At 68.3% G+C, this 15,785-nt stretch carries 14 protein-coding genes; 10 read left to right on the top strand and 4 right to left on the bottom strand.

Features of this window, described 5'->3' with window-relative positions:
• Window positions 1–36: 36 nt before the first annotated feature.
• Both gnpA and ilvD read left to right on the top strand, forming a co-directional pair.
• Complete coding sequence (gene gnpA, locus ACZK4S_RS07270) at window positions 37–2,244, top strand: 1,3-beta-galactosyl-N-acetylhexosamine phosphorylase (RefSeq protein WP_076058432.1); 2,208 nt, start codon at window positions 37–39, stop codon at window positions 2,242–2,244.
• A gap of 165 nt (window positions 2,245–2,409) precedes the next feature.
• On the top strand, window positions 2,410–4,263 hold the full coding sequence (gene ilvD, locus ACZK4S_RS07275) for a dihydroxy-acid dehydratase (RefSeq protein WP_076058433.1): 1,854 nt from the start codon (window positions 2,410–2,412) through the stop codon (window positions 4,261–4,263).
• On the opposite strand, the gene ACZK4S_RS07280 is transcribed toward ilvD, so the two are convergent.
• From ACZK4S_RS07280 to ACZK4S_RS07290, 3 genes are read right to left on the bottom strand one after another with little or no spacing between them, the layout of a single operon-like run.
• Complete coding sequence (locus ACZK4S_RS07280) at window positions 4,258–5,295, bottom strand: magnesium and cobalt transport protein CorA (RefSeq protein WP_076058434.1); 1,038 nt, start codon at window positions 5,293–5,295, stop codon at window positions 4,258–4,260. The two genes, ilvD and ACZK4S_RS07280, sit on opposite strands and share 6 nt — an antisense overlap.
• Window positions 5,296–5,300: 5 nt before the next feature.
• The gene (locus ACZK4S_RS07285) at window positions 5,301–5,783 is read right to left on the bottom strand and encodes a DedA family protein (RefSeq protein WP_233120658.1); all 483 of its coding nucleotides are present in this window, start codon (window positions 5,781–5,783) and stop codon (window positions 5,301–5,303) included.
• Between the two features lie 48 nt (window positions 5,784–5,831).
• On the bottom strand, window positions 5,832–6,743 hold the full coding sequence (locus ACZK4S_RS07290) for an AEC family transporter (protein WP_459397842.1): 912 nt from the start codon (window positions 6,741–6,743) through the stop codon (window positions 5,832–5,834).
• Between the two features lie 69 nt (window positions 6,744–6,812).
• On the opposite strand from ACZK4S_RS07290, the gene ACZK4S_RS07295 reads away from it, so the two are divergent.
• Window positions 6,813–7,850: an FKBP-type peptidyl-prolyl cis-trans isomerase gene (locus ACZK4S_RS07295; RefSeq protein ID WP_463643856.1), complete on the top strand. Its 1,038-nt coding sequence runs from the start codon at window positions 6,813–6,815 to the stop codon at window positions 7,848–7,850.
• On the opposite strand, the gene gluQRS is transcribed toward ACZK4S_RS07295, so the two are convergent.
• Window positions 7,847–8,761 carry a tRNA glutamyl-Q(34) synthetase GluQRS gene (gene gluQRS / locus ACZK4S_RS07300; RefSeq protein ID WP_463643857.1) on the bottom strand — a complete coding sequence of 305 codons (915 nt, stop codon included), beginning with the start codon at window positions 8,759–8,761 and terminating at the stop codon, window positions 7,847–7,849. The genes ACZK4S_RS07295 and gluQRS overlap by 4 nt on opposite strands.
• Before the next feature lie 42 nt (window positions 8,762–8,803).
• On the opposite strand from gluQRS, the gene ACZK4S_RS07305 reads away from it, so the two are divergent.
• The 7 genes from ACZK4S_RS07305 (at window position 8,804) to ACZK4S_RS07335 (ending at window position 15,762) form a co-directional block, all read left to right on the top strand.
• Window positions 8,804–9,736 (top strand): helix-turn-helix transcriptional regulator, encoded by a 933-nt coding sequence (locus tag ACZK4S_RS07305; protein WP_463643858.1) that lies wholly within the window; start codon window positions 8,804–8,806, stop codon window positions 9,734–9,736.
• Window positions 9,733–10,665, top strand: coding sequence for a helix-turn-helix transcriptional regulator (locus ACZK4S_RS07310; RefSeq protein ID WP_463643859.1), 933 nt, complete (start codon window positions 9,733–9,735; stop codon window positions 10,663–10,665). The genes ACZK4S_RS07305 and ACZK4S_RS07310 overlap by 4 nt, the downstream gene beginning before the upstream one ends.
• 10 nt (window positions 10,666–10,675) lie before the next feature.
• Complete coding sequence (locus ACZK4S_RS07315; RefSeq protein WP_076058440.1) at window positions 10,676–10,861, top strand: hypothetical protein; 186 nt, start codon at window positions 10,676–10,678, stop codon at window positions 10,859–10,861.
• A gap of 68 nt (window positions 10,862–10,929) precedes the next feature.
• Window positions 10,930–11,154 carry a twin-arginine translocase TatA/TatE family subunit gene (locus ACZK4S_RS07320; RefSeq protein ID WP_255362881.1) on the top strand — a complete coding sequence of 75 codons (225 nt, stop codon included), beginning with the start codon at window positions 10,930–10,932 and terminating at the stop codon, window positions 11,152–11,154.
• A gap of 2 nt (window positions 11,155–11,156) precedes the next feature.
• A complete protein-coding gene (tatC, locus tag ACZK4S_RS07325) occupies window positions 11,157–12,026 on the top strand; it encodes a twin-arginine translocase subunit TatC (RefSeq protein ID WP_076058442.1) in 870 nt (289 codons plus the stop codon).
• On the top strand, window positions 12,023–12,946 hold the full coding sequence (locus ACZK4S_RS07330) for a diacylglycerol/lipid kinase family protein (protein WP_463643860.1): 924 nt from the start codon (window positions 12,023–12,025) through the stop codon (window positions 12,944–12,946). The genes tatC and ACZK4S_RS07330 overlap by 4 nt, the downstream gene beginning before the upstream one ends.
• Before the next feature lie 59 nt (window positions 12,947–13,005).
• Window positions 13,006–15,762, top strand: coding sequence for a DEAD/DEAH box helicase (locus ACZK4S_RS07335; RefSeq protein WP_463643861.1), 2,757 nt, complete (start codon window positions 13,006–13,008; stop codon window positions 15,760–15,762).
• The last annotated feature ends 23 nt before the right edge of the window (window positions 15,763–15,785 follow it).

Consider the following 15,785-nt stretch of genomic DNA (forward strand, 5'->3'; position numbering starts at 1 on the left):
ACACCGCTTTACCAACACACCTGCGAAGGACTCTGCATGAACGCAAAGGGCCGAGTGACCCTCCCGATCGAACAGGGCATGGACGACCAGTTGCCCGGCATCCTGGCACGGCTCGGCGCCGACGCCGTGCGCAACTCGGACGGGACCTGGCTGCCTGAAATCACACCCCAGTTGGGGGTGAAGGTCTACGAGACGTATTTCCCGGCGCGCGGTCAGCAGGCGTTTGCCGAAGCCAACCTCGACGCCCGCCCACGCTTCTATCTGATGAGTGAGCGCGTGGCCGCTCCCGCCGAGGGCCCGCTGTCCATCGAGATCATGAAGGGCTACTACGAGCTCCAGGTCGAGCCGGACCAGGGCGACGTGCAGCGCTGGTGGGAGGTCATCGACCGCACCACCGGCGAGGTCGTGCCGGTGGAGGGCTGGACGGTCGAGGGCTCAGGCGCCGACGTGTCCGTCACCGTCGCTGAGCCTGTGCCCTTCCACGTGTACACGGTGAACTTCCTGGCCTGGCAGGTCTGGGACTCCACGCAGATGTACAACTACATCACCAACAACTGGTGGGACGACGAGTCACGCGTGCGGGAGGTCGGCTACGACGCCCGGCACCCCGTCGCGTGGGAGTTCATGAAGTCGTCCCTGCGCAAGTGGTGTGAAGAGCGCACGGAGGTCGACGTGGTGCGTTTCACCACGTTCTTCTATCACTTCACGCTCGTCTTCAACGACCTCGGCAAGGAGAAGTACGTCGACTGGTTCGGCTACTCCACCTCCGTCAACCCGCTCGCCATGGAGGCCTTCGAGGAGGAGTACGGCTACCGGTTGCGCGCCGAGGACTTCGTGGATCAGGGCTACTACAACTCATCCTTCCGGGTGCCGTCGAAGGTGTTCCGCGATTGGATCGAGTTCACCACCCGCTTCGTCTGCTCCCGCGTCAAGGAACTCGTCGACATCGTGCACGAGTACGGCAAGGAAGCCCTCATGTTCCTCGGCGACAACTGGATGGGCACCGAGCCCTACGGTGAACTGTTCGCCGGCACCGGGATCGACGGTGTCGTGGGCTCCGTCGGATCCTCTGTCACGTGCCGCATGATCTCGGACATCCCCGGCGTGAAGTTCACCGAGGGCCGGTTCCTCCCATACTTCTTCCCCGACGTGTTCCGCCCCGGCGGCGACCCCCTCGGCGAGGCGAACGAGAGTTGGCTCCTGGCCCGCCGCGCCATCGCCCGCACGCCGCTCGACCGCATCGGGTACGGCGGCTACCTGTCGCTGGCTGTGCAGTTCCCCGACTTCATGGCGCGGGTCGAACAGATCTGCGACGAGTTCCGCTCCATCCACGACGAGGGCCAGGGCAAGCGTCCTGAGAACGCGCCCATCCGCATCGGCGTGCTCAACGCCTGGGGGAGCCTGCGCACCTGGCAGACGCACATGGTGGCGCACGCGCTCTGGTACAAGCAGATCTACTCCTACCTCGGCGTCATGGAGGCCCTCGCCGGGCTCCCGTTCGACCTGAAGTTCGTCAGCTTCGATGAGGCCCGCGACGGCAAGCTGGCCGACCTCGACGTGGTGCTGAACGTCGGCGCCGCGGAGACGGCGTTCTCGGGCGGCAGCGAATGGCTCGACGAATCGCTGGCCGTGGCGCTGCGCCGGTTCGTCCACCAGGGCGGCGGCCTCATCGGAGTGGGTGAACCGACCGCGGTGCTGGCCAACGGGGCCTTCTTCCAACTGTCCGACGTTTTCGGCGTCGACAAGGAACTGGGGCTCAGCCAGTCGACGGACCGCTACCCGGTGGAGAAGCCCCAGCACTTCATCACGGCCCACCTCGACGACTCCACCAAGGTCGACGTGGGCGAAGGGGCCGGCGACATCTTTGCCCTGAACGACGACACCCGGATCCTGCGCCTCACCGACAAGTCCGTCGACCTGGCGGCCAAGGAGACCGGCAACGGCCGGGCCGTCTACGCCGCTGGGCTGCCCTACAGCCACGACAACGCCCGGTTGCTGCACCGCGCCATCTACTGGGCCGCCGGCCGCGAGAACGACTTCGACGCCCACTGGATCCCGTCGAACCCCGGGGTCGAGATTGCGGTGTTCCCCGACGCCGGCAGGGCCTTCGTCATGAACAACCTCACCGTCGCGACGTCGACAGCGGTGTCCGGCCGCGTGGGTGGCCTTGTCTCCGACGGCGACATCACTGCGCTGCAGTTGGACCTCGAGCCGATGGAGTCGCGCTGGATCGACCTCGCCTGAGTGGATCATGAGCAAGTGGATGGGGTCACGTGTGGTTCCGAGCCGTTTTCTCGGCGTGTCGCCCGACGACCCCATCCAAGTGCTCACGGTACGTACCGCAAGCTGAGCCAGCGGAGCGGGCCGCTATTGTGTTGTGAGCACAAATCCCTTGGAGGTATCCACACCATGCCGGCGCTCCGCTCCCGCACCACCACCCACGGCCGCAACATGGCAGGCGCCCGCGCGCTCTGGCGTGCCACCGGCGTCACGGACAACGACTGGGGCAAGCCGATCATCGCGGTGGTCAACTCGTTCACCCAGTTCGTGCCGGGCCACGTGCACCTGCGGGACATGGGCAAGCTCGTCTCCGAGTCCATCGCGGAAGCGGGCGGCGTGGGCCGCGAGTTCAACACCATCGCCGTCGACGACGGCATCGCCATGGGCCACGACGGCATGCTCTACTCGCTGCCGAGCCGCGAGCTGATCGCCGACTCCGTCGAGTACATGGTCAATGCGCACTGCGCCGACGCCATGGTGTGCATCTCCAACTGCGACAAGATCACGCCCGGCATGTTCCTGGCCGCCCTGCGGTTGAACATCCCCACAGTGTTCGTCTCCGGTGGCCCCATGGAAGCCGGCAAGGCCGTCATCAAGGACGGCGGTACCGTCGAGAGCTCGCTGGACCTGGTCAACGCCATGGTCGCTGCGGTGGACCCCAACGTCAGCGACGCCGAACTGGGCCGGATCGAAGAGAACGCCTGCCCCACATGTGGCTCCTGCTCCGGCATGTTCACGGCCAACTCGATGAACTGCCTGCTCGAGGCCATCGGCCTGGCGCTGCCGGGCAACGGCTCCACGCTGGCCACCGCGGCGGCGCGCAAGGGCCTGTTCCAGGAGGCCGGGCGCCTCATCGTCGACCTGTGCCAGCGGTACTACGGGGACGACGACGACTCGGTGCTGCCCAGGTCCATCGCCCAGAAGCCCGCGTTCGAGAACGCCATCAAGCTCGACGTCGCCATGGGCGGCTCCACCAACACCGTGCTGCACCTGCTCGCCGCGGCCCAGGAGGGCGACGTCGACTTCACCATGGCCGACATCGACGCGATCTCGCGGGTCACCCCGTGCCTGGCCAAGGTGGCGCCCAACTCCGAGCGCTACTACATGGAGGACGTGCACCGCGCCGGCGGCGTGCCGGCGATCCTGGGCGAACTGCACCGCGGCGGCAAGCTCAACGAAGCGGTCACCTCCGTGCACAGCCCGACGCTCCAGCAGTGGCTCGACGACTGGGACATCCGCAGCGGCAAGACGAAGCCGGAGGCCATCGAGCTGTTCCACGCGGCTCCCGGCGGGGTCCGCACCACCGAGGCGTTCTCCAGCACCAACCGGTGGGAGAGCCTGGACACCGATTCCGACAACGGGTGCATCCGCTCCACCGCCAACCCCTACACGGTCGACGGCGGACTGGCGGTGCTCACCGGCAACCTCGCGCCCGACGGTGCCATCGTCAAGACCGCCGGCGTGCCGGAATCGCAGTGGCACTTCACCGGCACCGCGGTGGTCACGGAGTCGCAGGACGCGGCTGTGGAGGCCATCCTCGGCAAGGTGGTCAAGCCCGGCGACATCGTCATCGTCCGCTACGAAGGACCCAAGGGCGGTCCCGGCATGCAGGAGATGCTGTACCCCACGTCCTACCTCAAGGCGCTCGGCCTCGGCCAGGAGTGTGCGCTGATCACCGACGGCCGCTTCTCCGGCGGATCCTCGGGCCTCTCCATCGGGCACGTGTCGCCGGAGGCCGCCAGCGGCGGCGCCATCGGGCTGATCGAGGACGGCGACAAGATCACCATCTCCATCCCGGACCGCTCGCTGCACCTCGAGGTCGACGACGAGACCCTCGCCGCCCGGCGCGCCGCGCGTGACGCGAAGGGGTGGCAGCCGGCGGAACAGCGCCGGCGTGCGGTGTCGACGGCCTTGAAGATCTACGGGATGCTCGCGCAGTCGGCCGACAAGGGCGCAGCGCGCAAGCTCAACCAGGCCTTATAGCCACTTCTTGGACTTGAAGACCAGGTACATCGCGACGCCCGTGCCCACCATGAGGAGCAGGGCGAACGGGTAGCCGAACGGCCAGTCCAGTTCGGGCATGGTGTGGAAGTTCATCCCGTAGGTGCCCGTCACCAGGCTGGGCACGAACAGCACACCGGCCCATGCCGCGATGCGTCGTGAGTCCTCTGTCTGCTTCAGGCTGGCCGAGGTCATGTTCCTGGCCTCCTCGTTCTGCCGCTGCGTCTGCAGCGATATGTTGAGGTCCAGGGTGCCCTTCAGCGTCTCGCGGAGCACCTCGACGTGCTCGGTGATATGGATGGCGTGATCCTCGATGTCGCGCAGTTCCTGCCGGCGGTGCTCGCCGGCCATCAGGAACACCCTGTCGCGGCGCACGGAGTCGAGGATGGGTTTCAGGGGGCGTACCGCGCGCTGGAGGTCCATCACCTCGCGTGACAACTGGTAGATGCGCCGCGACACCCGGGCCGACCCGCTGAACACCTGGGTTTCGATCTCATCGATGTCGTTCTCGATGCCGAGCACCACCGGACCGTAATCGTCGACGATGTTGTCGAGGAGCTGCTCCAGCACCACGCTGGGCCCGATCCCCAGGGTCTCCGGCGCCGATTCGAGGTCGCGCCGGACAACTGTGAGGTCAGGTGTCTCCGAGTGGCGCACCGTGATGACGAAGCGGTCGCCGGCGATGGCGTGCACCTCGCCGAAGTCCACCGTCTCGGTGCGGTCCACGTACCTCGCGGCGTGGAGCACGAGGAACAGTGTGTCGCCGTATCGCTCGAACTTGGGCCGCTGATGTGCGGTGATGGTGTCTTCGACCAGCAGGGGGCTCAGCTTGAACTCCTCGGCCAACAGCGCCATCTCAGCGTGGGTGGGCCGGTACAGGCCGATCCACACGAAACCGTGGGCGTGCTCGTCGAGCAGGTTGAAGCTCTGGTCGAACGTGGTGGGCGACGCGATCCGCCGCCCGTCGACGTAGAAGCCGGCATCGACGATCGAGGTGGGGCGCGGCTGGGTCATGGCCCCTAGTGTGTCGCAGCGTCGGGGGCCACGTCGCGTCGACGCACGATCCAGGTGACCAGCGCGGCGGCCACGAGAGCCACGGCCAGCACGAGCCAGGGGGAACGGGTCCAGAGGATCCCGATCGCCTTGAAGCCGATCATGCCGATGGTGCCGTACAGGAAGGCCCACATGATGCAGCCGAGGGTGACGGCGGGCAGGTAGCGACGCAACGGCATCCGCGTGACACCCGCGGCCAGGTTGACCATGGTCTGGATCCCGATGGTGAGGAACGAGATGGACACCGCGGGAGCGCCCCACCGGTTCAGCCAGCGGGCCCCCGTGGCGTAGTGCCGCGACTCCATCAGCTTGACGAGCCGCGTCCGCCGGGCCCCTGCGGCGATGCCGCGCCCCAACCAGTAGGTGGCGTTGGCCCGCAGCATCACGATCCCGAAGAGCGCCACCACCACGACCGCGAACGGGGCGTCCCAGGTGGTGGGATCAAACACGGCTCTCCTGGTGCTGCGAGGGGGATGGGGCTCCGCCAGTGTATCTGTTCAGGTGAGGAAGGCACCGGCGGCCACGATCACCGGCACGCTCAGCAGAGTGGTCCACAGGGTCGTCGCCTGCACCAGCGGGAGGGCGGTGCGGTACCGCATGGCGTGCACGAAGACGACCTGGGCCGTGGGTAGCGCTGCCAGGACGACGGCGGCGCGTAGCGGCGTGCCGGTGAGGCCGAACAGCAGGGACAGGCCGAGTGCCACTCCCGGCACCACGAAAGACTTCGTCGCGATGGCGGCCACGGTCAGCCGGGGCAGCCTGTTCAGGGCGGGCAGGGGAGTGGAGTGGAACGACATGCCGAAGGCCAGCAGCATGGCGGGAATACCCAGCTCAGCCATCAGCACCAGGGGATCCCAGAGGACGATGGGTGGTTGCCACGCACTGAGGTTCAGCGCCAGGCCGATGACTCCCCCCAGTACGAGGGGATGGGTGAGGAAGCTGCGGACCACCGAACGGCCACGGCCCGCCGGCGTCGACTCGAGCACCGCCACCGCAGTGGGTTGCAGGATCAGCACCTGGAGCAGCATCGCGGGTGCGGCCCACGCTGCGTCGCCCAGCACGTAGGCGGCGATGGAGATGCCCAGGTTGCCGGCGTTGACGTAGCTCGTGGCCAGATATGCGACGGCACCCTCCGCACGGGTGGCGCCCCACCGTCGCACCATCGTGATGGAGAAGGCCAGGCCGGTGAGGACACAGGCCAGCCCGAAGGCCAGCACGTGGGGGCCGATCAGCAGGTCGAGATCCGCCCCCGCCACGGCCACCAACACCAGGGCGGGCTGGCCCACGTAGAACGCCACGTCGCCCAGCACCTTCTGCGCCGAGCGGCCGGTGACCCGGGTGCGGGCCAGCAGATATCCGACGGCGACGACGATGCCGATCGTCGTGAATCCCTGCAGCGCCGCCCACATGCGCAGAAGACTACGCCCAGGCTTCACCGTGGTTTCAGCGGTCTTGTCGGGGTCGGCTACGATTCCCCCGTGACTTTCTCCGCCAAAACGCTGCGTCGCATGCTGGCCGCCGTCGGTATCGCCTCGCTGATCACCCTGTCCGCCTGTGGCTCCGCCGACCCCACCACCGAGCCGGAGGTGTCGCCCTCGGCGTCGGTCTCCGCTGAGCCGAGTGCGGAGGCGTCGCCGAGCGTCGAGGCATCACCGAGCGCCGAAGAGAGTCCCCAGCCCACCATCACCCCCTCCGCGGACCTGAGCGCCGTCGAGGTCGTCGACGGCGACGTGCCGGAGGTCAAGATCCCCGCCCCGTGGGGCATCGAGAAGACCCAGGCGGACGTGCTGAAGGAGGGTGAGAGCGCGCAGACGCTCACCGACACCTCAGTGGTCACCATCAACTACATGGGCGTCAACGGCACCACCGGTGAGGTGTTCGACAGCTCCTACGAGCGCGGCGAGCCCGCCACCTTCTCGCTCGAGCAGGTCGTGCCCGGGTTCCAGAAGGGGCTCTCCGGCCAGAAGGTCGGCTCCCGCGTGCTGATCGGCATGGTTCCCGAGGACGGCTACGGCGAGGGCAACCCCGGCGCCGGCATCGAAGCAGGCACGTCGTTGGTCTTCCTCGTCGACATCATCTCGTCGAACTTCTCCGAGGCCGTGGGCGAAGAGGTTCCCCCGGCCGAGGGCATGCCCACCGTCACGATGAAGGACGGCAAGCCCGAGATCGCCGTCCCGGCCGGAGTTGCGGCTCCCACAGAGCTGCGCGCCCAGCCGCTGATCACGGGCCCGGGTGCCGCCATCACCGCAGAGTCGACCGTCCAGGTCCAGTACCGCGCGTTCAACTACGCCGACGGCACCATCTGGCAGGACGCCTGGGCGCCGCAGTCGGGCAAGCTCTCCAGCCTCATCGAGGGCTGGAAGCAGGGCCTGGTCGGCAAGACGGCCGGCTCCCGCGTGCTGCTCGTCGTGCCGCCCGCGCTGGCGTTCCCCGACGGTCTGCCGGAGGCCACCCCGCCGCTCGAGGCCGGCCAGACGCTGGTCTACGTGATCGACATCCTGGACGTGCAGAACTAGTCCGCAGGGACCTCTCCGGGCACCAACGCCCGGTCGGAGGACCGCCACACGGCACCCGAGAAGAAGCGCTGATCGCCCGGCATGGCGGCCAGCGCTTCTTCTGTTGTCCGGCACGGGCCCAGTCCGAGCGAACTGCTGAGCTGCGCCAGGACGTCGGCAGGTGGGAGCGGGGCGAGGTCGGCGAGGGTGACCGCACCGTCGCGTTTGGCGAGCCGTTGCCCCTCCTCGTTGACCACCAGCCCGATGTGCGCGTACGTGGCCGGGGTGCCGCCGAGTTGCCGGGTGAGCCACGCCTGTCGCGGCGCCGAGCTGAGGAGGTCGTCGCCCCTGGTGATGTGGGTGACGCCCATCCCGATGTCGTCGACCACCACCGCTAGGTTGTAGGCGAAGGCGCCGTCACCGCGCACCAGCACGAAGTCGTCGACGACGCCCTCCACCCGCCCTGCGTGCACATCCTCGACGGCGAACGTGGCGCCCCCGGAATCCACCCGCAGGGCGGGCCTCCGGGTGGCGCGGCGCTCGGCTCGTTCCGAGGCCGTCAACCGCCGGCAGGTGCCGGGGTAGGCCCGGTACCCGTCGTGTGGTGCGGAGGCGGCCTCCGCGATCTCCCGGCGGCTGCAGAAACACTCGTAGGTGGGGAGGCTGCGCACGGCGTCGCGGTACAGGCCCAGCCGCTCAGACTGGCGCACCACCTCGCCGTCCCACTCCAACCCCAGGGCCAGCAGGTCTGCCAGGTTCCGCGCCTCCGCGGCGTCGGCGGCCCGCACCCGCTCGGCATCCAGGTCCTCGACGCGCATCAGCCACCGGCCGCCCGCAGAACGGGCGAGAAGCCACCCGGCCAGGGCGGTGCGCAGGTTCCCCAGGTGGAGGTCCGAGGTGGGGCTCGGCGCGTATCGGTCGATATGTGGCATGGGGTCCATGATGCCGCCTCCGCACCCGGTACCCTGAGCCGCATGTCAGCGAGGAAATCGGAGCGGCTTGTCAACCTGCTCATAGCGCTGCTCAGCACCCGTCGGTTCCTGACGAAACAGGAACTACGTGAGACGGTCGAGGGCTATCGGCTCTCCGCGAGCGACAGCGCCTTCGAACGCCAGTTCGAGCGTGACAAGGAAGAACTGCGCAACATCGGGGTGCTGATCGAAACCGGCTCCAACGATCCGTTCTTCGACGACGAGGAGGGGTACCGGATCAACCGGTCAGAGTTCGAACTCCCGCCGCTGGATTTCACGCCCGAGGAACTCTCCGCGCTCGGCCTCGCCGGTCAGGTCTGGCAGGACACGGTGGCGGCGGACCACACGGCCCAGGCCTTCGAGGCGCTGCGTGCCGGCGGCGCGGCACCGGACCCCACCCTGGTGCCCCGGATGCGCCCGCTCCTGGCCGTGGCAGAGCCGAGCTTCGACGTGCTCTACGACGCCATCCTGCGTCGCGTCGAGGTGACGTTCGGCTATGCCGGGGAGGAGCGTCGGCTGCAGCCCTGGAAGATGCTGCAGCGCCGCGGCCACTGGTACGTGTTCGGGTTCGATCCGGACCGCCAGGCGGACCGCTTCTTCAAATTGTCGCGCTTCACCGGCGAGGCCGTGGCCCACGGCAAGGCGGGTGCCTACAGCGTGCCTGATGACGTGGGGGAGCGCGCCCAACGGCTCGCGCCGCCCGGCGCCAGCACCGCCGTCGTGGCAGTGCGCGAAGGCGCCCCGCACGACTTCCCCCACCCGGAGGCCGTGGCCCACGTGGGGGTCCCCGAGGGTTACACCGCCTACCGGGTCAGCCTCTCCACCGATGACGCGATCGTCGGCGAGGTGGCCGCGGCGGGCCCAGACATGATCCTCCTCGACCCGCCGGAGCTTCGCGCCGCTGTGATCGAGCGACTGCGGGCGGTGGCATCGTGAGGTCCGAGGAACAGCTTGCGCGGCTCCTGCGGTTGGTGCCGTACCTGTCCGCCCACCCCGGTATCGAGGTGGCGAAGGTGGCTGAGGAATTCGGCGTGACGCCACGCCAGGTGATCAGGGACCTCGAGGTGCTGCAGTTCTGCGGCCTCCCGGGCGGGTACTTCGACGACCTCTTCGACGTCGACATCGACGTGGTGCGCGAGGAGGGACACATCGACTTCCGCAACGCCGACGTCCTGGCCCGGCCGCTGCGGTTGCGCCCGGCGGAGGCCGCGGGCCTGCTGGCCGCACTGCGGCTCGTCGTCGACGTCGCGGGCAGGTCCGACGCGGCAGCGAGCGCGCTGAAGAAGCTGGAAGCGGCCGTGGGGGAGGCCGACGCCTACGTCAGCGTGGCGGTGGAGTCGACCGATCCGCAGCGGCGCGCGGCGCTGAGCCGGGCCGTCGAGCAGCGACGCGCAGTGCAGCTGGAGTATCGCACCACCGGCAGGCAGGGGACCACCACCGCCGTGGTCGAGCCCGCCAGGCTGAACCTGGTGGACGGCTACACCTATCTCGACGCGTGGAGCAGGTCACGCCAGGCCTGGCGCAGCTACCGGCTGGACCGGGTCGTCGCCGTCGAGGTGCTCGACGAGGTGGCCGGCGACCACGGGGCACCCCCGGACGGCTGGTTCGACGACGTGCCGGACCGGCTCACGCTGACGGTGCAGCCCTCGGCGCGCTGGATCGCGGAGTACTTCCCGACCGTGGGCGTCGAGGACCTGGGCGACAGGGTGGCCGTCACGTTCCCCGTCGCCTCGCACGACTGGGCCGTTTCGCTCATCCTGCGCCTCGGCGGCGCGGTGCTGGACGTGTCCGACGACAGGGTCGCCCAGGCGGCCAAGGTGAAGGCAGGCAGGGCCCTTGCTGGATATCCCGAGGTCGTCCGGTAGCATTTCGCCCGTGATCTGGGTTGTTGTTGTCGGCGCGCTCGCCCTTGCAGGTGTGGTGGCGCTGGTCATCCACGCCGTGTCGCTGGGCCACAAGGCCGCAGACGTCAAGGCCGAGATCACCGTGTTGAACGAGCGGCGCGCCGAACTGCGCACGCTGCTCGGTCAGCTTGAGAGAACCCCTGCACAGCGCGACTAGACTGTGAGGGCAGAACAGGTGACGCCTCCCGTCGCCTAAGAAAGGGACCAATGCCTACTTTGTTGTTCATGGGCGGCTGGGAATGGGTGATCATTCTCGTTGTCGCGCTGCTGCTTTTCGGCGGCTCGCGTCTTGCCGGTGTCGGTAAGGGCATGGGACGCTCCATCCGCGAATTCAAGGAAGAGGTCAAGGGTGTCGAGGGCGAGGGTGGTGCAACGCGTCACGACGAGGTCGTCGACGCCGAGATCGTCCAGCCTGAGATCGATCACGACCGGAAGCCGCGCGAAAGCTGATCATGTCGGCCGCAACTGCTGAGCCAGCCACCGAGGGCCGGTTCGCCTGGCTGCGGCCACCGAAGGGTGGCCCCGGCGGGACGATGTCGATCTGGGACCACCTGCGGGAACTCCGCTACCGGGTCACCATTGCCGCCATCGCGATCGTCCTCGCCGGTTCCTTCTCGATCATCTTCTACAAGCAGCTGGTACTGCTGATCATGGCGCCCTGGAACCGGGCCCGCACCGCCCTCGAAGAGGCCCGGCCCGGAGCCAGCCTCATGGTGGTCAACAACGGCGTGACCAGTTCCTTCACCTTCGCCGTGGTGCTGTGCGTGGTGGCCGGCATCATCCTGTCCACCCCCATCTGGGTCTACCAGCTGTGGGCCTTCGTAGCCCCCGGCCTGGTGGCCAAGGAGAAGAAGTACGCGATCGGGTTCATCGCCGCTGCCACTCCGCTGTTCCTCGGCGGGTGCGCACTCGGTTACTACATCTGGCCCAAGGGCATTGAGGTGCTGTTGAGCTTCACGCCACAGGACATGGGCATCACCAACATGCAGGACATGGCGGAGTTCCTCAAGATGGAGATCCAGATCATTCTGGTCTTCGGCCTGAGCTTCCTGCTGCCCGTGGTCGTCGTGGCGCTGAACATGGCCAACGTCGTGCGGGGCTACCAGCTCAAGAGAGCCCGCAAGTTCGTGATGTTCGGCAGCGTCGTGCTCGCGGCCGTGGCCACGCCCACCACAGATCCCTTCTCGATGCTGTCGCTGGCGCTGCCGGTGTCCGGCATGTTCCTGATCGCGGAGCTGATCTGCCGGATTTCAGACAAGCGCAAGGGCATCACCGAGGAAACGGTCGCCGAATACGCGATCGACCTGGAAGACGGCAAGTGACCGGTGAGGTTGCCAAACGCCGCCTCGTCAGCGTCGTGTGCAACGAAGCCTCCGGCGGCGGTCGTGCCGGCCGTGCCCTTCCCGGCGTCGCCCGCCAGTTGCGCGACGGCCTCACCGGCGCAGACCTGCACATCGTCACCTCCACGTCCTACGAGCAGGCCCGGGACCTGACGCGTTCGCTCGCCCTGCAGGCCCGTCCCGGCGACGTGGTGGCGGTCATGGGTGGCGACGGCATGGCCCATCTGGGTCTCAACGCCTGCGCCGAAACCGATGCGACGCTCGCGGTCATCCCCGCCGGCACCGGCAACGATTTCGCCCGCGGCGCGGGCATTCCCAAATCCATCCGGCAGTCCGTGGAGGCCGTGGTAGCCGGCGTCGTCCGCGTGATGGACCTCAGCAAGCTCACCAACGACTCCGGCGCGCGTTTCGTCGGCGCGGTCGTCTCCAGCGGCTACGACGCGCGGGTCAACCGTGCCACCAACGACATCCGGCTGCGCTTCGGGGCGCTGAGCTACGGCTGGATCGCGCTGCGGGAGCTGGCCTCCTTCGCGCCCCTGGAGTACCGCCTGGTCATCGACGGCCAGCCCCGCGAACTGCGGGCCATGATGGTGGCGGTCGCGAACACCGCGGTGTTCGGCGGTGGCATGCAGATCGCGCCGGACGCGGACGTCGCCGACGGCATGCTCGATGTCACGATCATCCATGAGGCCTCACGCGGCAAGCTGTTGCGCCTCCTGCCCTCGGTCTACACGGGTGGTTTCGTCACGGACCCGGTGGTGGAGCGCCTCCGTGCGCACACCGTCGAGGTGGACGGTGACGGTCTGTTCCTGATGGGCGACGGCGAGGAGATGGGCGACGTGCCCGCTACCGTGAACTGCGTCCCTGGCTGCCTGAAGGTCATCGTCGGGGACGCGGGCTGAGGCTCCGCGCCCCCGAGGTCCCCACCCTGGCCAAACGCGTGCGGTAGCGTGATACGCAAATGACGGACAACGTTCTCGACCAACTCTCCGAGTTCAGTGCGCTCTACCCGTACCAGCTCGACGACTACCAACTCGACGGATGCCGCGAGCTGGCGGAGGGCCGCGGCGTGCTCGTGGCCGCCCCCACCGGCGCCGGCAAGACCGTGGTGGGCGAGTTCGCGGTCTTCCTCGCGGTGGAGACCTCCCGCAAGTGCTTCTACACCACGCCCATCAAGGCGCTCTCGAACCAGAAGTACCACGACCTGGTGGAGCGCTACGGGTCAGACCGGGTGGGTCTCCTGACGGGCGACACGTCCATCAACTCCGAGGCGCAGATCGTGGTGATGACCACCGAGGTGCTGCGCAACATGATCTACGCGGGCTCCCAAACCTTGGCCAACCTCGGCTTCGTCGTGATGGACGAGGTGCACTACCTGGCGGACCGGTTCCGCGGTGCGGTGTGGGAAGAGGTCATCCTCGGCCTGTCGGATTCAGTGCAGATCGTGGCGCTGTCGGCCACGGTGAGCAACGTGGAGGACTTCGGCGAGTGGCTCCGCACCGTGCGCGGTGAGTTCTCCATCGTCGTGTCCGAGCGCCGGCCGGTCCCGCTGTTCCAGCACGTGTTGGTGGGCCGCAAGCTGATGGACCTGTTCGAAGGGGTGGCTCCCACGGCGCAGGAACTGCCGGAGGCGCGCGCGTCGAAGGTCAGCCGTGAGCTGCTGAGGGTCTCGAAGGGTGAGGCCACCAAGGTGCGCGACGACGCCCGCAGGCCGCGCGGCAGGTCCGGGCGCGGCAAGCGTGAGGTGACGCAGGGTTCCGGCAGGTACGGTGGCGCCGCACACGAGCGCTTCCGCGAGCACCGCACGAGCCGCGGCGAGGTCGCCGTCGTGCTGGACAGGGCGCAGCTGCTGCCCGCCATCTACTTCATCTTCTCCAGGGTCGGCTGCGACGCGGCGGTCGGCCAGGTGTACGACGCCGGCATCACGCTGACGAACCGGTCCGAGGCGGCGCTGCTCGGCGACATCGCCGACAAGCACGTCAAGGGGCTGTCGTGGGCGGATCTCGACGCGCTGGGCTACGACCGGTTCCGTGAGGCGCTGATGGCGGGGGTGGCCGCGCACCATGCCGGCCAGTTGCCCGCCTACAAGGCGATCGTCGAAGAGGGTTTCGCCACGGGTGCCCTCAAGCTGGTCTTCGCCACGGAGACGCTCGCGCTGGGCATCAACATGCCGGCGCGCACCGTCATCATTGAGAAGTTGGTCAAGTACAACGGCGAGTCGCACGTCGACATCACGCCGGGGGAGTACACCCAGCTGACCGGGCGTGCCGGCCGACGCGGCATCGACGTCGAGGGGCACGCCGTCGTGCTGTGGCAGTCAGGTATGGATCCCCGTGCGGTCGCCGGCCTCGCCTCGAGGCGCACGTATCCACTGGTGTCCAGCTTCGCCCCCACCTACAACATGGCCGTCAACCTGATGGCCACGCTGGGCCGCGAGCGGGCCAGCGACCTGCTCAACCAGTCGTTCGCGCAGTTCCAGACTGACAAGTCGGTGGTGAAGGCCACCCGCACCTCCCGCTCGACGCGCGCCGATCTCGCCGTCGCACGCGAAGCGGTGGAGTGCCACCTGGGCGACTTCATGAGCTATGCGCGGCTGCGCGACGAGATCTCCAGGTTGGAGGCGGTGTCCTCGAAGGCCCGCAAGGCTGAGCAGTCAGAACTCGTCGGGCACTCCCTGACCACGCTGATGCCCGGCGATATCGTGCACGTACCGCGCCAGGGGTGGGCCGTAGTGCTGCGTGTGGGCCAGCAGGGGCGGCAGGCCGAGCCCTGGGCGCAGATCATCTCCGGCGACCACACGGTGCTCAAGCTGCAGGCCCACGACCTCCGGGGGCCCATCGAACCGATCGGCCGGGTGCGGGTGCCACGTAATTTCTCGGTGCGGGACCGGGCGGACAGGCGTTCGCTGCTGTCGGCCATGAGCAGCAAGATCGCTTCCGCAGACCCCCAGATCCCGGACACCGCGCCGCCGTCCGACGACCAGGTGCAGCGCGAGATCCGGCAGTTGCGCGGCGAACTCAAGGCCCACCCCTGCCACGAGTGCCCTGACCGGGAGATCCACGCGGTCGAGGCCGCGCGCGTCATCCGGCTGGAGCGTGAGGCGGAGCGGATCGAGTCTCAGATCACCGGCAGAGCCAATTCTCTGGCCGTGCAGTTCGAGCGCGTGCTGGCGGTGCTCGACGAACTGGGTTACCTGGACGACGACACGCTGACGGATGCCGGACGGATGCTGCGCCGCATCTACAACGAACTCGATCTCGTCGCAGCGGAATGCATCCGCCGCGACGTCTTCGCCGGGCTCACCCCTCCCCAGTTGGCAGCGGTGCTGTCGACGTTGGTCTACGAGTCGCGCCCCACGCGCGACGCCGTGCTGCCGCGCATGCCGGACGCAGAGTCGGAGCGCGCGCAGTCCGCGCTGCGTGACGTGTGGCGTGAGGTTGGCAGGTTGGAGCGCCAGCACAAGCGTGACCGGGGCAGGGAGCCCGACATCGGGTTCGCCGAGGCCGCGTGGCGTTGGTCTTCCGGCCAGGACCTGTCGAAGGTGCTCGCCACCACCAGTCTCTCGGCCGGCGACTTCGTGCGCTGGGTGCGGCAGGTGGTGGATCTTGCGGGCCAGCTGGCCACCGCCGTCGGTCCCGGTGACCTGCGTCGTACCTGCCACGCCGTGGCGGATTCGATGCGCCGCGGCGTCGTGGCCACGGACCTGACAGAGGACTGATTGCGTCCCCGGCGTCGGTACGG

The sequence above is a fragment of the Tessaracoccus zhenghani genome (genome assembly GCF_055326325.1).